Annotated in this window: 18 protein-coding genes; 14 read left to right on the top strand and 4 right to left on the bottom strand. The window is 71.0% G+C overall.

Features of this window, described 5'->3' with window-relative positions; genetic code table 11:
• The first annotated feature begins 58 nt into the window (after positions 1-58).
• Positions 59-1,486 (top strand): APC family permease, encoded by a 1,428-nt coding sequence (locus AKH00_RS04760; protein ID WP_050721509.1) that lies wholly within the window; start codon positions 59-61, stop codon positions 1,484-1,486.
• Positions 1,487-1,520: 34 nt separating this feature from the next.
• Here the strand turns inward: AKH00_RS04760 and gdhA are convergent, their stop codons facing one another.
• Both gdhA and AKH00_RS04750 read right to left on the bottom strand, forming a co-directional pair.
• Complete coding sequence (gene gdhA, locus AKH00_RS04755; RefSeq protein ID WP_050722052.1) at positions 1,521-2,882, bottom strand: NADP-specific glutamate dehydrogenase; 1,362 nt, start codon at positions 2,880-2,882, stop codon at positions 1,521-1,523.
• A gap of 141 nt (positions 2,883-3,023) precedes the next feature.
• Entirely contained in the window at positions 3,024-5,711 is a 2,688-nt protein-coding gene (locus AKH00_RS04750) for a phosphoenolpyruvate carboxylase (RefSeq protein WP_050721508.1), read from the bottom strand.
• A gap of 135 nt (positions 5,712-5,846) precedes the next feature.
• Between AKH00_RS04750 and AKH00_RS04745 the strand changes: the two genes are divergently transcribed.
• From AKH00_RS04745 to AKH00_RS04735, 3 genes are all read left to right on the top strand, one after another.
• Positions 5,847-6,443 carry a MazG family protein gene (locus tag AKH00_RS04745; RefSeq protein WP_082297402.1) on the top strand — a complete coding sequence of 199 codons (597 nt, stop codon included), beginning with the start codon at positions 5,847-5,849 and terminating at the stop codon, positions 6,441-6,443.
• A 64-nt stretch (positions 6,444-6,507) separates the two neighbouring features.
• Entirely contained in the window at positions 6,508-7,758 is a 1,251-nt protein-coding gene (locus tag AKH00_RS04740; protein WP_050721506.1) for a histidine--tRNA ligase, read from the top strand.
• Between the two features lie 82 nt (positions 7,759-7,840).
• Positions 7,841-8,656 carry an SGNH/GDSL hydrolase family protein gene (locus AKH00_RS04735; RefSeq protein ID WP_082297398.1) on the top strand — a complete coding sequence of 272 codons (816 nt, stop codon included), beginning with the start codon at positions 7,841-7,843 and terminating at the stop codon, positions 8,654-8,656.
• Here AKH00_RS04735 and AKH00_RS04730 read toward each other — a convergent pair.
• Complete coding sequence (locus AKH00_RS04730; protein WP_050721505.1) at positions 8,622-9,878, bottom strand: APC family permease; 1,257 nt, start codon at positions 9,876-9,878, stop codon at positions 8,622-8,624. The two genes, AKH00_RS04735 and AKH00_RS04730, sit on opposite strands and share 35 nt — an antisense overlap.
• A gap of 56 nt (positions 9,879-9,934) precedes the next feature.
• The gene (locus tag AKH00_RS04725) at positions 9,935-10,405 is read right to left on the bottom strand and encodes a DUF4442 domain-containing protein (RefSeq protein ID WP_050721504.1); all 471 of its coding nucleotides are present in this window, start codon (positions 10,403-10,405) and stop codon (positions 9,935-9,937) included.
• 104 nt (positions 10,406-10,509) lie between these two features.
• Here AKH00_RS04725 and AKH00_RS04720 point away from each other — a divergent pair, with 104 nt between their 5' ends.
• The 10 genes from AKH00_RS04720 to AKH00_RS04675 all read left to right on the top strand — a co-directional run bounded on the left by AKH00_RS04720 (position 10,510) and on the right by AKH00_RS04675 (position 20,192).
• Positions 10,510-10,944, top strand: coding sequence for a GntR family transcriptional regulator (locus tag AKH00_RS04720; RefSeq protein WP_082297396.1), 435 nt, complete (start codon positions 10,510-10,512; stop codon positions 10,942-10,944).
• Positions 10,941-11,993, top strand: coding sequence for a DUF1648 domain-containing protein (locus AKH00_RS04715; protein ID WP_050721503.1), 1,053 nt, complete (start codon positions 10,941-10,943; stop codon positions 11,991-11,993). The genes AKH00_RS04720 and AKH00_RS04715 overlap by 4 nt, the downstream gene beginning before the upstream one ends.
• Positions 11,990-12,940: a CPBP family intramembrane glutamic endopeptidase gene (locus AKH00_RS04710; RefSeq protein ID WP_050721502.1), complete on the top strand. Its 951-nt coding sequence runs from the start codon at positions 11,990-11,992 to the stop codon at positions 12,938-12,940. Before AKH00_RS04715 ends, AKH00_RS04710 begins: the two co-directional genes overlap by 4 nt.
• Positions 12,941-12,971: 31 nt before the next feature.
• The gene (locus tag AKH00_RS04705; protein ID WP_050721501.1) at positions 12,972-13,631 is read left to right on the top strand and encodes an O-methyltransferase; all 660 of its coding nucleotides are present in this window, start codon (positions 12,972-12,974) and stop codon (positions 13,629-13,631) included.
• Between the two features lie 99 nt (positions 13,632-13,730).
• Positions 13,731-15,011 (top strand): phosphopyruvate hydratase, encoded by a 1,281-nt coding sequence (gene eno, locus AKH00_RS04700; protein WP_050721500.1) that lies wholly within the window; start codon positions 13,731-13,733, stop codon positions 15,009-15,011.
• Positions 15,012-15,189: 178 nt separating this feature from the next.
• The gene (locus tag AKH00_RS04695; protein WP_050721499.1) at positions 15,190-15,618 is read left to right on the top strand and encodes an FtsB family cell division protein; all 429 of its coding nucleotides are present in this window, start codon (positions 15,190-15,192) and stop codon (positions 15,616-15,618) included.
• 57 nt (positions 15,619-15,675) lie between these two features.
• On the top strand, positions 15,676-16,218 hold the full coding sequence (locus tag AKH00_RS04690; RefSeq protein WP_050721498.1) for a DUF501 domain-containing protein: 543 nt from the start codon (positions 15,676-15,678) through the stop codon (positions 16,216-16,218).
• The gene (locus AKH00_RS04685; RefSeq protein WP_050721497.1) at positions 16,215-17,504 is read left to right on the top strand and encodes a S8 family serine peptidase; all 1,290 of its coding nucleotides are present in this window, start codon (positions 16,215-16,217) and stop codon (positions 17,502-17,504) included. The genes AKH00_RS04690 and AKH00_RS04685 overlap by 4 nt, the downstream gene beginning before the upstream one ends.
• 39 nt (positions 17,505-17,543) lie before the next feature.
• Positions 17,544-19,139, top strand: coding sequence for an NAD(P)/FAD-dependent oxidoreductase (locus tag AKH00_RS04680; protein WP_200903797.1), 1,596 nt, complete (start codon positions 17,544-17,546; stop codon positions 19,137-19,139).
• A 273-nt stretch (positions 19,140-19,412) separates the two neighbouring features.
• Positions 19,413-20,192 (top strand): hypothetical protein, encoded by a 780-nt coding sequence (locus AKH00_RS04675; RefSeq protein ID WP_050721496.1) that lies wholly within the window; start codon positions 19,413-19,415, stop codon positions 20,190-20,192.
• The last annotated feature ends 24 nt before the right edge of the window (positions 20,193-20,216 follow it).

Genomic DNA, 20,216 nt, shown 5'->3' with positions numbered 1-20,216 from the left:
ATGCTCAGCGTCGGACGACCCGAAGTCCGGCCCATGCGCTGTCCCTCGAGGAGTACACATGGCAGAGAAGACGAAGCCGCTCGCTCACGGCGGTGGGAGCCTCCGACGGAATCTCGGCCTCTGGGCGATCGTCGGCCTCGGCCTCGGCTACATGACGCCGACCGTGGTGTTCGACACCTTCGGCATGGTCGCTCGCGACACGGACGACGTCGTCCCCGCCGCGTATCTCGTGGCGCTGATCGTCATGGTGTTCACGGCCATCAGCTACGGCAAGATCGCGAGCGCGATCCCCAGCGCCGGATCCGCGTACACCTACGTGCGCGAATCGATCCACCCGAACCTCGGCTTCATGGTCGGCTGGACCTCGCTCATCGACTACGTGCTTCTGCCCATGGTGAACTGCCTCATCATCAAGAGCTACCTCGAGGCCATGTTCCCCGACGTCCCCGCGTGGATCTGGGTCGTGCTGTACTGCATCGCCGTCACGAGCATCATCTACATGACCATGCGCGGCACGTCGAACCTCAACATGATCCTGCTCGTGTTCTCGATCGTCGTCATGGTCGTGTTCGTCGTGCTCGTGGTCGCGCAGCTGATGCGCGGGGACGGCGCGGCGACGATCCTCTCGGTCGGTGCGTTCCTGCACGACGACGTGACCCTGGGCGCCGTGCTGACCGGCGCGACCATCGTCTGCTTCTCGTTCATCGGCTTCGACGCCGTCACGATGTACGCCGAGGAGGCGAAGGACCCGAAGATCATGCCGAAGGCGATCCTCCTCACCGTCCTCCTCGGCGGAGGGATCTTCCTCGTCGCCTCGTACGTCTCGCAGCTGCGGTTCCCGGACTGGAACGAGTTCGCCCCGGGCGGCGACATGCAGTTCGTCGAGGACTCCACGCTCCCGATCATCGGCGAGCTCGTCGGCGGCAACGTCCTGATGGCCGTTCTCACGGCGGCGGGCTTCTGTGCGACGCTCGCCTCAGGTCTCGCCTCGCACGCCTCGGTGTCGCGCATGCTGCTCGTGATGGGGCGCAACAACGTGCTGCCGCAGCGGGCGTTCGGCTACATCAACCAGCGCACGCATACGCCGACGTTCAACATCGTGCTGGTGGGCGCGATCTCGCTGCTCGCCATCCCGTTCACGCTCGAGCTGATCGCCGCGTGGATCAATTACGGTGCGCTGATCGCGTTCACGTTCGTGAACATCTCGGTGATCGCGTGGTTCGCGATCCGCAAGGGGATGCGCCGCACGCCGCGCGAGATCTTCTCGTACATCGTGATGCCCGCGATCGGCACGCTCCTCACCGGGCTCCTCTGGGTCAACCTGCACCAGGACGCCCTGATCGGCGGCATCACCTGGACGGTCCTCGGCGTGATCTACCTCGCGTTCATCACGAAGGGCTTCCGCAAGAAGGTCGTCGCGTTCGACGAGAACCAGGCCGTCACGGGGTACAACAAGGTCGTGAAGGTGCCGGTCGACGAGAGCTGAGGGGAGGAGGGGGCGCCGACGCGCCCCCTCCTGCTCAGATGACGCCCTGCGCGAGCATCGCGGCGGCGACCCGCTCGAAGCCGGCGATGTTCGCGCCGGCCACGTAGTCGCCCGCGACGTCGTAGCGCTCGGCGGCGTCGAAGGCGGCCGCGTGGATGTCGGCCATGATCTCGCGGAGCTTGTTCTCGCTTGCGTCGAAGGTCCACCGCTGGCGCGAGGCGTTCTGGCTCATCTCGAGCGCTGAGGTCGCGACGCCGCCGGCGTTGGCGGCCTTGCCCGGCGCGAACAGCACGCCTGCGGCCTGGAACGCGTCGACGGCAGCGGGGAGGCACGGCATGTTGGCTCCCTCGGACACCGCACGCACGCCGTTGGCGATGAGCGTCTCGGCGGCGGCCAGATCGAGCTCGTTCTGCGTGGCCGAGGGTACCGCGATGTCGACGGGCACCTCCCAGACGCTCCCGCCCTCGACGAAGCGGGCGCTCGGGCGACGGTTCGCGTACTCGACGATGCGGGCGCGCTCGACCTCCTTGATCTGACGCAGCAGGTCGACGTCGATGCCGGCGTCGTCCACGACATAGCCGGAGGAGTCGGATGCCGTGACGGCGGTCGCGCCGAGCTGGGTCGCCTTCTGGATCGCGTAGATCGCGACGTTGCCCGAGCCCGAGACGCCGACGCGCTTGCCGTCGAGCGAGTCGCCGTGCACCGCGAGCATCTCCTGCGCGAAGAAGACCGCGCCGTAGCCGGTGGCCTCGGTGCGCACCTCGGCGCCGCCCCAGCCGGTGCCCTTGCCCGTGAACATGCCGGACTCGTGGCGGTTGGTGATCTTGCGGTACTGGCCGAACAGGTAGCCGATCTCGCGGCCGCCGACGCCGATGTCGCCGGCGGGGACGTCGGTGTGCTCGCCGAGGTGGCGGTACAGCTCGCTCATGAACGACTGGCAGAAGCGCATGACCTCGGCGTCGGAGCGACCGTGCGGGTCGAAGTCAGAGCCGCCCTTGCCGCCGCCGATGCCCTGACCGGTGAGCGCGTTCTTGAAGATCTGCTCGAAGCCGAGGAACTTGATGATCGACAGGTTCACCGAGGGGTGGAAGCGCAGACCCCCCTTGTACGGGCCGAGCACGGAGGAGAACTGGATGCGGTAGCCGCGGTTGACCTGCAGGCGACCCGCGTCGTCGACCCACGGCACCCGGAAGAGGATCTGCCGCTCGGGCTCCACGACGCGGTCGAGGATGCCCCCGTCGACGTACTCCGGGTGCTTCTCGAGCACCGGGGCGATCGAGTGCAGTACCTCGTGCACGGCCTGCTGGAACTCGGGTTCGTGCGCGCTGCGGACGAGCACGGTGTCGAACACGGGCTGCACGGAGGCGGCAAGGGGCTGGAAGTCGGCGGAGGGCAGAACGGAAGAGGGCACGCGAGAGAGCTTTCTGACGGGATGCGGGAGTGCGATCGTGTCGCGTGAGAAGGGCGCCTGGTCGGGCGAGCTTTTCACTCTATCGGGATACCGGTATTCAGCATCCCGCCTGCGGGCCTCCGCCGATCACCCCGTGTTCTGCAGACCAGCCGCGACGCCGCTGACCGAGAGCAGCAGCAGGCGGCGCTGCTCGTCCTCGGACCCCGAACCCGTCGCCTCGGAAGGATCGCGCAGCGCGCGCAGGGCGCGCAGCTGCAGGAGCGACAGCGCATCGACGTAGGGCGTGCGCAGCTGCACGGCACGCTGCAGGATCGGCTTGTTCTCCAGCAGTCCCACTCCGCCGGTGAGACGGATGACCCACTCCCGGGTGAGCGCGAGCTCGTCGAGCACGAGAGCCGCGAGATCGTCGCGGTCGCCCAGGGCGAGGTACTCGCGGGCGATGCGCTCGTCGGTCTTCGCGAGACTCATCGCGACGTTGTCGATCATCGTGCGCAGCAGCGGCCACTCCTGGTACGCCTCGACGAGGCGGGCCTCGTCGCCCACGGCGGCCAGAGCCGTGCCGAGACCGAACCAGCCCGCGAGGTTGATGCGCGCCTGCGTCCACGCGAACACCCACGGGATCGCCCGCAGGTCCTCGAGCGACTCGACGGAGAGACCGCGGCGCGCCGGGCGCGAGCCCAGGGCCAGGAGCCCGATCTCCTCCATCGGGGTGACGGTCGCGAACCAGGGCGCGAAGCCCTCCGCCTTCACGAGCGAGAAGAAGCGCTCACGCGAGGACGAGTCCATGACCACGGCGATGTCGGCGAAACGGTGCGCCGCGTCACTCGTGCGCTTCTCGACGGTCGGGGAGGAGGCGAGCAGGGTCGCCGCAGCCACCTGGTCGATGTGACGCATCGCGATCGCCGGCTCGCCGTACCGGGCGAAGATGACCTCACCCTGCTCCGTCAGCTTGAAGCGGCCGTCGACCGAATGCGGCGGCTGGGCGAGGATCGCCGAGTTCGCGGGACCGCCGCCGCGCCCGAGGGCGCCGCCGCGACCGTGGAAGAGCGTCAGCTCGATGCCGGACTCCTGCGCCCAGTGCGCGATCTTCTCCTGCGCCTCGTACAGCGCGAGGTTCGCGGCCACCGGACCGACGTCCTTCGAGGAGTCGGAGTAGCCGAGCATGACCTCGAGGCGGTTGCCGGTCGCGGCCATCCGCTCGCGGAACTCCGGCGACTGCACGGCCTCCGCGAGGATGCCGGGGGCGGCCTGCAGATCGGCGAAGGTCTCGAACAGCGGCACCACGTCGAGCACCGGTGCGTCGTCGCCGAGCGCGTGCCGGGCGAGCTCGTAGACGTTCGCGAGGTCGCTGGCTGCCTGCGTGAACGACACCACGTAGCGTCCGGCCGCCCGCAGGCCGCGGTCGCGCTGGATCTCCGCGATCGCGCGGAAGACCTCGAGCACCTCCTCGGTCTGGGCGCTGATCGGCTCATCGCCCGTGAGCTCGGCGAGGGCCTTCGCGTGCACCTGCGAGTGCTGACGCACCTCGAGCTCGGTGAGGTGGAAGCCGTAGGTCTCGACCTGCCAGATGAGGTGCTGCACGCCGCCGAAGGCGTGGCGCTTCGCGCCGGCCTCGACGAGGGACGACTGCACGGCGCGGAGGTCGGCGAGGAGCTCGTCCGGGCCCGCGTACCGCTCGCCGTCACCGCGTCGGGTGGCCGCTACGCGGTGCGCGAGGGCGATCACGACCCGGCGGTACGGCTCACCGGGGGACCGGGCGCCGAGCTCCTCCGCGAGACGCGGCTCGGCGGCGGCGAAGCGCTCCCAGAGCGCCTGGACCTCGGCGCTGGGCGGCGTGTCCTCGGCATCCAGGGTGAGGGTGCGGCCGATGCGCTCGAGAGCCCGCTCCAACCCGCGGAGCACGTGGTCGGAGGCGATCTGCGATGCCTCACGCGTGACGGATGCCGTCACGAAGGGGTTGCCGTCGCGGTCGCCGCCGACCCACGAGCCGATGCGCACGAACGCCGGGACGACGGGTGCGCTCGCCCCGGAATCGTCGCCGCGCAGGGCGTCGTCGATGCGGCGGTACACGTGCGGCACGGTCGTGAACAGCGTCTCGTCGAACACGCTCATGACCGTGCGGACCTCGTCGGTCGGCGAGGGCTTCTGGGCGCGGAGCGGCGCCGTGCGCCACAGCGTGTCGATCTCCTCGAGCATCCGGCGGCGGGCACGGTGCTGCTCGGCGCCGTTCTCGCTCGCGGCATCGTGCTGCGTGAGCAGCTCGGACAGGCGGCGGATGCTCGACGACACGGCGCGACGGCGCGCCTCGGTCGGATGCGCCGTGAACACCGGGTGGAAACGCAGGCCCTCGAGGCGTCGACGCGCCTCGTCGTCGCCGATCTCGCTCTTCAGCCGCGCGTATGCGGAGGCGACGGTGTCGGCGGCGTCCTCCCGGCCGGGCTGCCCGGCGCGTTCGCGCAGGACGCGCACGCGCTGGTGCTCCTCGGCGAGGTTGACGAGATGGAAGTAGCAGGTGAACGCCCGGGCGACCTCGTCGGCGCGCTCGATGCTGAACGACTCCGCGATCGACGCGGCGCGCTCGAACGCGTCGGAGGTCTCCTCGTCATAGGCCTGGATCGTGGCGAGACGCAACCGCTCGACGTCGGCGAACAGTTCGTCGCCGCCGGACTCGCGCAGCACCTGGCCGAGGAGGGCGCCGAGCATCCTCACGTCGGAGCGCATCGCGTCCGGGATGCCTCGGCCCGCTTCGAACCGGCCGATGATGCGGATGGCCGAGGTGTCGGTGGGCTCGGGAAAACTCTGTGCGGGGGTCACGCATCGAGAGTATCCCGCTCGGGAGGGGTGCCCTGCACGCATGACGCCGCGCGACGTGAGAGAGTCGATGCGAACCGAGGAGCAGACGTGACCGAACACTCCCGCACCGATCCGCTGCGTGCGGCGGCCGAGACCATGCGAGCGGTGCGCGAGCGGTGCGTGTGGTCGCAGCGCATCACGCACCGCGACCTCGTGCCCTATCTGATCGAGGAGTCGCACGAGGTCATCGACGCGGTCGAGACCGGATCGCGCGCTGATCTGCGCGAGGAGCTCGGCGACCTGCTGTGGCAGGTGCTGTTCCACGCGGCGATCGCGGCCCAGGATCCGGACGATCCCTTCGACATCGACGACGTGGCGGAGACGCTCACCGAGAAGATGGTGCGCCGGCATCCGCACGTGTTCGCAGGGGAGGTCGCGAACACTCCCGAGGAAGTGCTCGTGCACTGGAACGCCGCGAAGGCGGCCGAGAAGCGCACGAGGGAGAGCGTTCTCGACGGGATACCGCGGGGGATGCCGGCGCTCGCCCTCGCGCAGAAGATCGAGGGTCGTGCGGCGGGAGCCGGGGTCGACGTCGTTCCGGCGGACGGGCCGCGCGGCGAATCCGAGCTCGGCGACGCTCTGCTCTCGCTCGTCGCGACGGCCAGGGTGCACGGCTGGGACGCCGAGCGCGCGCTGCGGGAGCGTCTGCGGGCGCTCGAGGACGAGGTGCGGGCGGCGGAGGCGGCGGGCTGAGCCGCGGCATCCGCCTCCGACCTGGAAGGATGGGGGCGTGGCTACTGTGAACCCGCCGCGCGGCATGCGCGACATCCTCCCCGCCGACAAGGCCCGCCGCGAGAGCGTGCTCTCCGTCATCCGCGAGCGCTACCGCGCACACGGCTTCGACGAGATCGAGACGCCCGCGCTCGAGGAGTACTCGCGGCTGCACGCGGGGATCGGCGGCGACAACGAGAAGCTCGCCTACAACGTGCTGCGCCGGGGACTCGACGCCGACACGATCCGCGACGCGGCGGACGACCAGTCGGCGCTCGCCGACCTGGGTCTTCGCTACGACCTGACCGTGCCGCTCGCCCGTTTCTACGCCAGCAACCGCGCCCAGCTGCCCGGAGTGTTCCGCGCGATCCAGATCGGGCCGGTGTGGCGTGCGGAGCGCCCGCAGAAGGGCCGGTACCGGCAGTTCGTGCAGTGCGACATCGACATCATCGGCGACGACTCCGCGCGCGCCGAGGCCGAGCTCATGGTCGCCTCGCTGGATGCGGTGGACGCGTTGGGACTAGAGGGGGCGACCGTGCGGATCAACGACCGGCGCGTTCTCGACTGGATGCTCGACAGCTTCGGCTTCTCGGCGGAGGAGCGCCCCGGCGTGCTCATCACGATCGACAAGCTCGACAAGATCGGACCAGAGGGCGTGGCGACCGAGCTGCGCGAGCGCGGAGCCGCGGCCTCGGCGGTCGACGCGTTCGAGGGGTTCCTCGGGCGTCCCCAGGTCCTGGAGGACAACCCGTACGGCGAGCGGCAGATCCGCACGGCCCTGCCCGAGGGTGTGCCCGACGAGATCGTGGGGCACCTGGTCGGCATCGGCGACGCCGTCGCCGCAGGGCGCAGCGCGTCGGACATTCCGCTCGTGTTCGACCCGTTCCTGGTGCGCGGCATGGGGTACTACACGGGCACGATCTTCGAACTCGCCCACCCCTCGGTCGGGTACTCGCTCGGTGGCGGAGGTCGCTACGACGGCATGATCGGGCGCTTCCTCGGGCAGCAGGTCGCCGCCGTCGGGTTCTCGCTCGGCTTCGAGCGCCTCGTCGACCTCGTGACCGCGGGAGCGGATGCCCAGGAGCGCGCGGTCGTGCTCGTGCACGACGCCGACGTGCCGGTCGCGGAGCTCGCGCGCCACAAGGCGTCCCTGATCGCCGGAGGCGCGCGCGTGCGACTGGAGCGGCGCCCCAAGAACCTCAAGGCGCTGCTCGAGCGCTCGGCGGCCGACGGCTACACGTCGTTCGCGGCCGTGCGGGCGGGCGCGACCGAGCTGGAGCTCAAGCCGCTGTCCTGACCGGATCCCTGCCTGAGCTGCGACGGCAGCACCCGGCGGATGCGTTCACGCGACGTTCACGGTCGTCCGGTCGAATCGAGGCATGCATCGTCGGTACCTCGCCGTCCCCGTCGGCATCGGCGTCGCCGCCGTGGCGATCGTGTGCGGTCTCCGTGCGGTGCTCGTACGCCAGGCCGCGATCGCGCGCGGCCGCATCGGCAAGCCGCTCGGCGAGGAGTCGATCGACGCCGATCGGGTCTGGCGCCGGAGGCTCGAGGGCGACCCGGTCGAGCTCCTCGTACTCGGTGATTCGCTCGCCGCGGGGCTGGGCGCCGAGACACGCAAGCAGACGCTGGGCGGACGCCTCGCCAAGGGCCTCGCACGTCGTCTGCATCGGCCGGTGCGCCTGCGCACCATCGCGGTGGTCGGATCGGAGTCGCCCGACCTCGACGATCAACTCGCAGGGCTTCCCGTCGACTATGCACCGGACGTCGCCGTGATCGTCGTCGGCGGGAACGACGTCACCCACCGGCTTCCGGTGTCGACGTCGACCCGGCACCTTCGTCGGGCGATCGACGAACTGCGAGGCCGAGGCGCGGAGGTCGTCGTCGGGACGTGTCCCGACCTGGGCGCGCTGCGTCCGGTTCCCCAGCCGCTGCGCCGGCTCGTGTCGAGTCTGTCCCGTCGTCTCGCGGAGGCGCAGACCGGGACCGCGCGCGACGCTGGCGCCGTCCCTGTGGATCTGCGTCGCGCCGTCGGACCGATGTTCTTCGACGATCCCGAGGCGATGTTCAGCCTCGACCGGTTCCACCCGAGCCCCCTCGGGTATCGCCGCACGGCCGAGGCGCTGCTGCCGGCGGTGCTCCGCGCCGCGGAGATCGCGCTCAGCGGGCGCGGCCGTCCGACGACGGCGGACTGATCCCCATGCGCAGTCGGATCGCCCGGTACAGGACCCCGATCAGAACGACCGCCGTCCCGACGAGCGACGCCAGCACGGGCAGGGTGTTCACGAGCAGCAGGCATCCGAGCGCGCCCACCACCTGCAGCGCTCGAGGGTAGCGCCGCGCGGCCGCATCCTGTCGGAAGGCCGCCGCGTTCGCGACGAGGTAGTACAGCAGCACGCCGAGCGACGAGAAGCCGATCGCATCGCGGAGGTCGGCGACGAGCAGGATTCCGATCACGGCGACCCCGATCGCGATCTCGGCTCGTCGCGGCACCTGCCACCGCTCGTCGATGCGAGCGAGCGCGCGGGGGAGGTCGGACTCGCGCGCCATCGCGAGGGTCGTCCGCCCGATCCCGGTGATCAGCGCGAGCAAGGCGCCGAGAGAGGCCGCCGCGGCGGCGATGCGCACCACCGGGGCGAGCGCGGGCCAGCCCGAGACCGTGAGCACGTCGACGAGGGGTGCAGTGCTTGTCGCGGCATCCGCTCCCAGGGTCATGATGACCGTCACGGCGACGAGCGCATAGACGGCCACGGCGCCGCCGAGCGCGAGGACGATGGCCCGAGGGATGGTCCGCGCCGGATCCACGACCTCCTCGCCCAGGGTCGCGATGCGCGCGTAGCCGGCGAACGCGAAGAACAGCAGGCCCGCGCCCTGCAGGACCCCGTACGCGGTGGCCTCCTCGAGCGGTGGGGGAGAGGCGATCGCGGTCGAGCCCAGACCGAATGCGACGACCACCGCGAGTCCGAGCAGCGCGCAGGCCACGAGGATGCGCGTGAGCAGCGCCGTCCGGGTGATCCCGAAGCAGTTCACGACCGTGAGCGCGGCGACCGCGGCAACGGACACCGGGACGCGCCAGCTCTCGGGGGCGGCGTAGGCGGCGAACGTCATCGCCATCGCCGCGCAGCTCGCGATCTTGCCGATCACGAAGCTCCAGCCGGCGACGAAGCCCCACCACGGTCCGATCTCGGCGCGGGCGTACGCGTAGGTGCCGCCGGCGACGGGGTGCGCCGCGGCGAGCTGCGCCGACGCCGTCGCATTGCAGTACGCGACGAGGGCGGCGATGGCGAGGGCGACAAGGATGCCGCTGCCGGCGACGCCGATCGCAGGTGCCCACACGGCGAACACCCCCGCGCCGACCATGGATCCGAGACCGATGGCGACGGCGTCTCCCAGAGTCAGGCGGCGGGCGAGGGGCATCCCGCCATCGTGGCACGCACGGGTGAACGGCCGGTATCGGGTCCGTCGCCGGGTTCTCAGCCGCGCTCCGCGGTGACGCGCTTCTTCTCGCGCACATAGACCTCGCGGCGTACCCGTGCCACGACGTCGCCCTGCTCATCGGTGATCTCGGTCTCGAACCACTCGAGCACCTTGGCACCGCCGCGAGCGCGCTCGCGCAGCTCCTCCGCCTTCTCCCGCGGCACGTCGAACTCCGCCGTGAGCACACCTCGGCCGGGCTTGAGGAACTCGATCTCGCCGCGGGTGTCCCAGACGACGTGGTCGCGTCCGAGCTGGTGCATCACGAGCATGAAGAAGTACGGGTCGGTCATGGCCGACATCGATCCGCCGAACGCGGTCCCCACGTAGTTGCGCGTGAACGCGTTGACGTGCAGCTCGACCGTAGCGTGCGTCCAGTCCTCGCTGAAGCGACGGATGCGGATGCCGCTGAAGAGATTCGGGGCCCAGAGGCTCATGCCGATCGCGAGGCGGCGAGGTGTGATGCGCATGAGGTCAGTGTGGAACGCCGTTATCCCGCGGCGGAATTCCTCTGGAGGTTGTCACAGTTGTTATAGTTATCATAGAATTACTAGCGAACAGGTGGGTGATACGGATGCTGATCAGAGTCGACCCCGACAGTGCGCGGCCGCTGTACGACCAGGTCGCCGCATCGATCCGCGCCGATCTCCTCGCCGGCGTGCTCGCTCCCGGCGACCGGCTGCCCGCCGCTCGAGAGGTCGCCACGGCGCTGCGGATCAACCAGCACACGGTGCTGCACGCGTATCAGCGGTTGCGCGACGAGGGGCTCATCGACCTCCGGCGTGGGCGAGGGGCCGTGATCTCGGCGGCCGCTGCGCCGCTGGCCGACCTCGCCCACGAGATCGACGATCTGGTGGGTCGCGCCGCGCAGATGGGCGTGTCCGCCGAGATCCTCGCCGGGATCATCCGCGCCCACGCCGCCGGGCGACCCGACCACCCCGCGCGGGACGATCCGTCGAGAGCGCGCACCGCGACATCCACGCAGAACACCGAGGAGGCACAGCCATGACGACCACCAGCCCCCGAACCCGCCCATCGAGCTCGCTGCGACGCGCTCGACTGCTCTTCCTCGTGGTCGCGCTCGCCGTCCCCCTCGTCATCACGACGGTGGCCGCGATCGTGCTCGCGGGGTGGCTCCCCGCCTTCCCCGCGGAGGTCGCGACGCACTGGGGCCTCGAGGGTGCCGACGGGTTCGGCCCGGCATCCCTGTATCTGTGGCTGCTGCTCGGCGTCGGTCTCGGAGTCCCGCTGCTCATGGACGTGACGACCCTGGTCGCGGCACGGGGGCAGTGGGGTGGCGCCGCTCGGCTGATGGGGGCGCTCGCCGCGGGCATGTCGGTGTTCGCCGCGACGACGAGCCTCGGCTCGCTGTGGATCCAGCGCGACCTCGCACCGGGAGCGGATATCCCCGGTATCGGCGGTGTCCTCGGCATCGCCCTCGCGGGACTGCTCCTCGTCGGCGCTCTCGCCTGGCTGGTGCAGCCGAAGTACCGCGCTCCCGACGGGGAGGCTCTGACGGCGAGGCGCGACCTGAACGTCACCGCGAACGAGCGTGTCGTCTGGCTCGCGAGCGCCACCATGCCCCGCGGGGTGCTGATCTTCCTCGGTCTCGTGCTCGCCGGGATGGTCGCGCCCGCCGCCGTCATGCTCAGTGCCGGGGTCGCCGGAGGATGGATCGTCGCCGTGGTCGCGGTCGTCGTCGCCCTCGCTCTCGCGGCCACGGCCTCGTATCGCGTGAGCGTCACGCCCGAGGGCTTCACCGCTCGCTCCCTCTTGGGACGCCCGCGCATGCGGATCCCCATCGACGAGGTCGTGAGCGCGCGTGCGATCGACGTGTCGCCGTTCGGCGAGTTCGGCGGGTGGGGGTGGCGGATCTCCGTCGACGGCCGCACGGGGATCGTCACGCGTCGCGGGCCGGCCGTCGAGGTGTCCCGTCGTGACCGCAAGCCCTTCCTCGTCACGATCGACGGTGCGGAGGACGCCGCCGCGCTCCTGCAGACCTATGTCGATCGCCGCTCGGAGCGTCCGGCCCCGAGCGCGGGGGAGGCAACATCGTGACCGTGCAGGACCGGGTCCGCTGGCCGGCCGTCATCGCCTTCGTGGTTCTCGCGTGCGGGCTCGCCTGGCTCGTGGCGCTCCCGCTGTGGCTCGGCGACGGGCTCGCCGAGCCGCTGGCCCCGCTGATCCTCGTCGCGATGATGCTGACCCCCGCCGTCGCCGCGCTCATCGTGACGTTCGCGCTCGGGTACCCCGCGCGAGGTGCGCGGCTGCGGTTCCTCGGCCTCTGGCCGCTGCGGCCCGCGAAGAGGGTGATCGGGCTCCTGCTGGTCGGCTGGCTCGGTCCTCCGGTCGTGGTCGTCCTCGGCATCCTCATCGCCGTCGCACTCGGCTTCGTGCAGCTGGACTTCACGTTCGCGGCGCTCTCGGCGCAGCTCGAGCAGGCGCTGCCGCCCGGGACGCCGATGCCTCCCGTCGGCGTCATCGTGTTCTCACAGCTCGCCTTCCTCCCGCTGGGCGCGCTTCTGAACAGCATCCCGGCCCTCGGTGAGGAACTCGGATGGCGCGGGTGGCTGCTGACGGCGCTCCGGCCGCTCGGCACGTGGCCGACCCTGCTCCTCAGCGGCGTGATCTGGGGGCTCTGGCACAGCCCGGTGATCCTGCTCGGGTACAACTTCGGCCGCACCGACGCCTCCGGCGTGCTGTTCATGACGGTCGGCTGCGTGGCCTGGGGCGTGCTGCTCGGCTGGCTGCGCCTGCGATCGGCATCGATCTGGCCGGCGGTCGTCGCCCACGGGTCGCTGAATGCCGCAGCGGGGCTGGTCCTCATCTTCGCCGCCGGACAGCCGGACCAGGCCCTGGCCGGGCCGCTCGGCGTCGCGGGGTGGATCGCTGCGGCCGTGGTCATCGCGGCGCTGCTCGTCACGGGGCAGTTCCGACGGCAGCCCGAGCTCGGCGTGGCGACCCCGAAAGCGGACACTCCGGCATCCCCGCCTGCCGCCCCTTGACCCCGGCCGGCGCGCGGGGTTGGCTGAGGGCATGGACTCCACGCCCGCAGCCTGGTCGAACGCCGACGCCTACCTCGCCGACGTGCTGGTCGGCCACGACCCGGACCTCGAGGCAGCCCTGGCCGCACAGCGCCAGGCCGGTCTGCCCGAGATCGAGGTCGCCCCGGTCGGCGGCAAGCTGCTGCACCTGCTCGCCCGCATCAGCGGCGCGCGGCGCGTGCTCGAGATCGGCACGCTGGGCGGCTACTCCACGATCTGGCTCGCACGGGCCGTCGGGGCGGACGGGCGGGTCGTGACCGTCGAGGCGGAGGCCGACAACGCCGCCGTCGCACGCGCCAGCATCGACGCGGCGGGCGTGGGCGACCGCGTCGACATCCGCATCGGGCGGGGTGCTGACGTGCTGCCGACGCTCGTCGGCGGCTTCGATCTCGTGTTCATCGACGCCGACAAGGAGTCCAATACGATCTACCTCGACTGGGCCGCGAAGCTCGGGCACCCCGGCACCGTGATCGTGCTCGACAACATCGGCCGCGAGGGCGAGATCGTACGCGAGGACTCGACCGATCCGAAGGTCGTCGGCACCCGGGACGGACTGCGGATGCTGGGCGAGGACCCCCGCTTCGACGCGACCGCATTGCAGACCGTGGGCATCAAGGGCTGGGACGGCGTCGCGATCGCGGTCGTCGTGTGAGCCGACGATCCCGCCTCGGGCGTCGACTCTCGGCGGGCTAGACTGGGCGCGGATCGACGACGCTCCACACACCCTTCTCTCTGAACAAGGAGCACATCAGTGGCACTGATCGAGGCTGTAGGCGCACGCGAGATTCTCGACTCGCGCGGAAACCCGACCGTCGAGGTGGAGGTGCTCCTCGACGACGGCGTCGTCCAGCGGGCGGCCGTCCCCTCCGGTGCCTCCACGGGCGCCTTCGAGGCGTACGAGCTCCGCGACGGCGACAAGAGCCGGTACGGCGGCAAGGGCGTCCTGAAGGCCGTCGAGGCCGTGATCGACGAGCTCGGACCGGCCCTCGAAGGTGTCGAGGCGAGCGAGCAGCGCATCGTCGACGAGATCCTCATCGAGACCGACGGCACCGAGAACAAGCAGCGCACCGGTGCGAACGCGATCCTGGGCGTGAGCCTCGCGGTCGCGAAGGCCGCGGCCGACTCGGCCGACCTGCCGCTCTTCCGCTACCTCGGCGGACCCAACGCCCACGTGCTGCCCGTCCCGCTGTTCAACGTCATCAACGGCGGCGAGCACGCCGACAACGGCATCGACATGCAGGAGTTCTTCCTCGCCCCGATCGGCGCGGAGACGTACTCGGAGTCGCTCCGCTGGGGCGTCGAGACCTACCACGTGCTGCGCAGCGAGCTGAAGGCCGCCGGCTACGCGACCGGCCTCGGCGACGAGGGCGGCTTCGCCCCCGATCTGCCCAGCAACCGCGAGGGGCTCGACTTCCTCGTCAAGGCGATCGAGAAGGCGGGCTTCACGCCCGGCACCGACATCGCCCTCGGCCTCGACGTCGCCGCGACCGAGTTCTTCTCCGACGGCGTGTACCGCCTCGACAACAAGGACTGGACCGGCCCCGAGCTGATCGAGTACTACCAGGGGCTCGTGAACGACTTCCCGATCGTCACGATCGAGGACGCGCTCGCCGAGGACGACTGGGACAACTGGAAGCTCCTGACCGACGCTCTCGGCTCCAAGGTCCAGCTCGTCGGAGACGACCTGTTCGTCACGAACCCGAGCCGCCTCGCGGACGGCATCAAGCGGGGCGTCGCGAACTCGCTGCTCGTCAAGGTCAACCAGATCGGCACGCTCACCGAGACGTTCGACGCGGTGAGCCTCGCCCAGCGCTCGGGCTACACGGCCATGCTGTCGCACCGCTCCGGCGAGACCGAGGACACCACGATCGCCGACCTCGTGGTCGCGACGAACGCGGGTCAGATCAAGGCGGGTGCGCCTGCCCGCAGCGAGCGCGTCGCGAAGTACAATCAGCTTCTGCGCATCGAGGAGGAGCTCGGCGACGCCGCGGTGTTCGCCGGCCGCTCCGCGTTCCCCCGTTACCAGGGCTGAGCGCAGCTGACGACGATTCACCGGACCCCTGAGGTCTGAACCCGGAGGAGGAGCCGTGGCACGACGACCGGCTCCTCCTTCGGCGTCTCCGCGCGGAAGCCGTCCGACGGAGACCGCCCCGGCCGCGGCGCGGACGGCGAGATCGCCTCGCACGCGCGCAGACGCGAGCGAACGCCGGGTGGACGTGCGCGAATGGGCGTCCGGCATCCGCCTCTCGGCGTTCTCCGTCATCATGCTCTCGCTCGTGGTGCTCGGCGCCTGGGTGCTCGTGCCGACCCTCGGCACGTACATCGACCAGCGGCAGAAGATCGCCGCACTCGAGCAGTCGATCCAGGTGTCCGAAGAGCAGATCACGGCGCTCGAGAAGGAGCGCGAGCGCTGGGAGGACCCGGCGTACATCACCACCCAGGCGCGCGAGCGTCTCTACTACGTCAAACCCGGCGAGGTCGTGTTCCTCGTCGACAACGACCTCGATCCTGCCGCGCTGCCGCAGGAGCAGGGGCCGGTGAGCGACACGCTCGAGGAGACGCCGACGGACTGGATGCCGCAGCTGCTGCGCAGCCTCACCTCGGCCGGCCTCAGCGACACCGCCGTCGCCCCGCGCTGAGCCGCCGCGCGGGAGTTCTCGGAGCATCCGCGTCGAGGCCTCCCGTACGCTTGTACGGTGACCACGCCGCCCTATCCCGCCCCCACGTCCGCCGAGCTCGCCGTCGTGTCGGCCCAGCTGGGGCGTCCCGCACGCGGCGTGCTCGGCATCGCGGCGCGCTGCGCCTGCGGCAACCCGACCGTGGTCGCGACGACTCCCCGTCTTCCCGACGGATCGCCGTTCCCGACGTTCTACTATCTGACGCACCCGGCGGCCACGGCAGCGATGTCGACCCTCGAGGCGACGCAGGTCATGCCCGAGCTCGCGGCGCTCCTCGAGGAGGACGACGAGGTCCGCGTCGCGTATCTGGCCGCGCACGAGGCCTACCTCGCAGATCGGGCACAGTTCGGCGAGGTCTCCGAGATCGAGGGGATCTCCGCCGGGGGCATGCCCACTCGCGTCAAGTGCCTGCACGCCCTCGCGGGCCATGCGCTGGCCGCGGGGCCCGGAGTGAACCCCATCGGCGACCGGGCTCTCGCGCGATCGTCCTGGTCGCCCGAGGTCTGCCGGTGCGAGGACCCCGGTGCGGCCGTGCGCGACGTCGGGACGACCACGCCATGAGCCCGCTGCGGATGCTGCGCACGACCGTCGCTGCGGCGACCGTCGCGGCATCCGTGCTGCTGCTGGGCGCCGCCACCCCACCGCCGGTGGCCGACGATCCGCAGGACCCGACGCGCGCCGCCGAGTACTGGCTCGACGGGGCCCGCATCCGCGAGGCCTGGCAGACCACCCGCGGCGAGGGCGTCACGATCGCGGTGATCGACACCGGCATCGGCAAGGTGCCGGGCGTGTTCGACGGGGCCGTGATCGGCGGCACTGACGTGTCCGGGACGGGGACGGCCGACGGGCGCACCCCGCTCGGCGCAGTCGACGGCAACCACGGGTCCTGGGTCGCCTCGCTCGCGGCCGGCCGGGGCGCCGCCGACGGCACGGGCATGATCGGCGTCGCGCCCGAGGCGAACCTGCTGTCGGTCTCGGTGGGCTTCGGGGCCGCGGCCGCGGTGCCCTTCACGGAGCAGGTCGCGAAGGCCATGCGCTGGGCAGTGGACAACGGCGCGGACATCATCAACCTGTCCTTCACCACCAACACGCTGGACTGGGACCGGAGCTGGGACGACGCCTTCCTCTACGCATTCGAGCACGACGTGGTCGTGGTGGTCGCCGCGGGCAACCGCGGCAGCGGCACCGACATGATCGGCGCTCCGGCCACCATCCCCGGCGTCCTCACGGTCGGGGGAGTGGACCAGACGGGCACGGCGAGCATCGAGGCCTCGACCCAGGGCATCACGATCGGCATCTCGGCGCCGAGCGAGGGGTTGCTCGGCGTCTCGGCCGACGGGGAGCTCGTCAGGTGGCGCGGTACCAGTGGCGCGGCGCCGATCGTCGCCGGCATCGCCGCGCTCATCCGATCGGCGCATCCCGACCTCGACGCCGCGAACGTCATCAACCGCATCATCAGGACCGCGATCCCCGTCGAGGGGATGGCAGACGTCCCGGATCCGCTCTACGGGTACGGGCTGATCGACGCGCAGGCGGCACTGACCGCCGACGTGCCGAAGGTCGACGCCAATCCGATGGGCGACCTCGCCGAGTGGGTGCGTCTGTATCGACGCGCCGAGACCGTCCCCCAGCCGGACCCCACCGCGACCCCGGTGGACATCCCTCCGCTGCCCGCGGCCGATGCGCCGTCCGATCCTGGTTCACCGCTGCTTCCCAGCGCTGAGTCGCTGCGCTACGGTACCCTGCCGCTCATCGCACTCACAGTCCCTGGTATCCTGATAGCGCTTGGCGTCACCGCAGCCGCTCGGCGCATCCGATCGGCGCGCTCTCGCACGCCACATTCCTGACTCCCGAGGAGTTGTCCCCCTGTGCCTCAGAACAGCACTGTGCCCAAGATTCTGATCGTCGGTGGAGGCTACGCAGGCTTCTACACCGCGTGGAAGCTGGAGAAGCACCTTCGCAAGGGTGAAGCCGACGTCACCATGGTCGACCCGCTGCCGTACATGACGTACCAGCCGTTCCTCCCTGAGGTCGCCGCAGGCTCCATCGAGGCCCGCCACTCCGTGGTCGCGCACCGTCGCCACCTCAAGCGCACGAACGTGCTCACGGCTAAGGTCACGGGCATCAACCACGCCGAGAAGGTCGCGACGATCACGCCGCCGCTGGGCGAGCCGTACGAGTTCGCGTACGACCAGATCGTCGTCACGGCCGGTGCCGTCTCGCGCACCTTCCCGATCCCGGGCATCGCCGACAACGCGATCGGCCTCAAGACGATCGAGGAGGCCGTCGCGATCCGCGACCGCCTGATGTCGAACTTCGACAAGGCCGCGTCGCTCCCGGCCGGCCCCGAGCGCGACCGTCTCCTGACCGTCGTCGTCGTCGGCGGCGGCTTCGCGGGCATCGAGGTCTTCGCCGAGCTCCGCTCGCTCGCGTCCTCGCTCGTGGGCAAGTACCCGCAGATCAGCTTCGAGGACACGCACTTCCACCTCATCGAGGCGATGGGCCGCATCATGCCGGAGGTCTCCCTGCAGACCAGCGAGTGGGTGCTCAAGGACCTCGCGAAGCGCGGCGCCAACGTGCACCTCGACACGCAGCTCACGAGCGCCGTCGGCGGCGACGTCGAGCTCTCCACGGGCGAGGTCATCCCGACCGACCTGATCGTCTGGACCGCCGGTGTCATGGCCAACCCGACCGTCGTGCGCGGCGGCGACCTCCCGGTCGAGGAGCGCGGTCGCATCCAGACCCGCGCCGACCTGCGCGTCGGCACGCCCGAGGCGTTCGTCGAGGGCGCCTGGGCCGCCGGTGACGTGTCGGCCGTGCCCGACCTGTCCGGCGGTGGCGTCGGCGGCTTCTGCGTGCCGAACGCCCAGCACGCCGTGCGTCAGGCGAAGCTCCTCGCGAAGAACCTCGTGGCCGTGCTGCGCGGTGAGGCCCCCAAGGAGTACTTCCACAAGAACCTCGGTGCGGTGGCCGGCCTCGGTCTCTACAACGGTGTCTTCCAGTCCGGCAAGATCGCCCTCAAGGGCTTCGTCGCCTGGGTCGCGCACCGTGGCTACCACGGCCTCGCGATGCCGACGTGGGAGCGCAAGTTCCGCGTGATCTGGGGCTGGTGGAACAACCTGTGGCTCGGCCGCGACCTCGTGAACCTCGAGACCGTGCAGAACCCGCGCTACGTGTTCGAGGAGTTCGCCGCGCGTCCGCGTCCGGCTGCGGATGCCCCGGCTCCGGCGGCAGCTCCCGCCAAGGGCGAGGCTCCGGTCAAGCCGGCTGCCAAGAAGCCCGCGGCGAAGAAGTCGGCTGACGCCGCCGCGGCTCCCGCGCTGCCCGGATCGCACTCGTCCGAGCCCGCGACGACGATCGCCGCCGCGAAGAGCTCTCCGGATGCCGACGAGCCGGTGTCCGACGACGCTCCTGCCGAGAAGCCCGCCGCGAAGAAGCCCGCGGCGAAGAAGAAGTCCGCGGAGACCGCCACGGTCAAGTGATCCGCTCGCCGAACGCCCCGATCCCGCACGGAATCGGGGCGTTCGGCGTTTCTCGGGAGCTCTCGCACCCGGCTCATAGGCGCGGCCGCTAGCGTGGATCGCGCACGGGGAGTACTCCCATCTGCGGTGCGGTCGTCACTACGGACATGTCGTCATGTCCCGGCCCACCGGCCCGCGAGGGCGGAGGAGACCGGGCGTCCGCTCACGCGGACGGCCGCGGAGCCTCGTACCCGGATCCCGGCAGTCCGCTCGTCACACGAAGGAACCGCCACCATGGGAAAGCTCGACCGTCTCTTCGGAATGGCCGCGAAAGCGCTCGACCTCGACGGCGGGGATCGCCGCGAGCAGCGCCCCTCCGCGCAGGACCGCCGCCCGTCGCCCGCGTCGACCGACCGGTATGCCCCGCCGCCTGCGCATGATCCCTATGCGCCGCCGCCCGCCGGTGGCCACCGCGGCGCGACGCAGGGATCGGATGCCGATCGCGCGGCGATCGCACGCTACGACTACCTCCTGCAGACCGCGGATCCGCACCGCATCGAGCAGATCCACCGCGAGGCCTTCGCGCGCCTCACGCCCGAGCAGCGCGCGCAGGTGCAGCAGCGCATGGACGCAGAGCTCTCCCCGGGGGAGCGTCCGGCCTCCTCCTCGGCCGACGATCTGGCTCGGGCCGCCGGACGCACCGAGGCGGCGCGGCCCGGCCGCATGCGCGGGCTCCTCTCGCGGGTTGGAGGCCTCGGTGCCGCAGGCGTCGTCGGCGGCGCGGCCGTGGGTGCGCTGGGAGTCGTCGCGGTCGGTGCGGTCGGCAGCGCGGTCGCGGGCCCGCTTCTCGAACAGGCGGCGGGGCTCGGCGTCGACTTCGACGCTCTCGCGCAGGGCGTCGACCTCGAGGCCATCGCGAGCGGACTCGGCGGCGAGGAATTGGCCGGAGCGGCCGAGGGACTCGTCGGATCCGCGGGCGAGACCGTCTCCGGGCTCGGCGACACCGCGAGCGAGTGGGGGCAGAAGCTCGGCGACCTCGGCATCCCCGGCATTGGCGACCTATTCGGGCGCTGAACCGGCGGAGACGTCCGTGCCCGG

The sequence above is a fragment of the Microbacterium sp. GCS4 genome (assembly GCF_001262495.1).
GTDB lineage: Bacteria > Actinomycetota > Actinomycetes > Actinomycetales > Microbacteriaceae > Microbacterium.
This window is presented reverse-complemented; position numbering and strand designations above follow the sequence as displayed.

Bases quoted from the DNA above. Each gene is read 5' to 3' on its own strand.
- AKH00_RS04720 (WP_082297396.1), top strand. From the start codon at position 10,510: ATGCTGATCAGAGTCGACCCCGACAGTGCGCGGCCGCTGTACGACCAG.
- AKH00_RS04730 (WP_050721505.1), bottom strand. From the start codon at position 9,878: ATGCCCCTCGCCCGCCGCCTGACTCTGGGAGACGCCGTCGCCATCGGT.
- AKH00_RS04760 (WP_050721509.1), top strand. From the start codon at position 59: ATGGCAGAGAAGACGAAGCCGCTCGCTCACGGCGGTGGGAGCCTCCGA.
- AKH00_RS04745 (WP_082297402.1), top strand. From the start codon at position 5,847: ATGCGAGCGGTGCGCGAGCGGTGCGTGTGGTCGCAGCGCATCACGCAC.
- AKH00_RS04675 (WP_050721496.1), top strand. From the start codon at position 19,413: ATGGGAAAGCTCGACCGTCTCTTCGGAATGGCCGCGAAAGCGCTCGAC.
- AKH00_RS04715 (WP_050721503.1), top strand. From the start codon at position 10,941: ATGACGACCACCAGCCCCCGAACCCGCCCATCGAGCTCGCTGCGACGC.
- AKH00_RS04735 (WP_082297398.1), top strand. From the start codon at position 7,841: ATGCATCGTCGGTACCTCGCCGTCCCCGTCGGCATCGGCGTCGCCGCC.
- AKH00_RS04685 (WP_050721497.1), top strand. From the start codon at position 16,215: ATGAGCCCGCTGCGGATGCTGCGCACGACCGTCGCTGCGGCGACCGTC.
- AKH00_RS04705 (WP_050721501.1), top strand. From the start codon at position 12,972: ATGGACTCCACGCCCGCAGCCTGGTCGAACGCCGACGCCTACCTCGCC.
- AKH00_RS04725 (WP_050721504.1), bottom strand. From the start codon at position 10,405: ATGCGCATCACACCTCGCCGCCTCGCGATCGGCATGAGCCTCTGGGCC.
- AKH00_RS04740 (WP_050721506.1), top strand. From the start codon at position 6,508: ATGCGCGACATCCTCCCCGCCGACAAGGCCCGCCGCGAGAGCGTGCTC.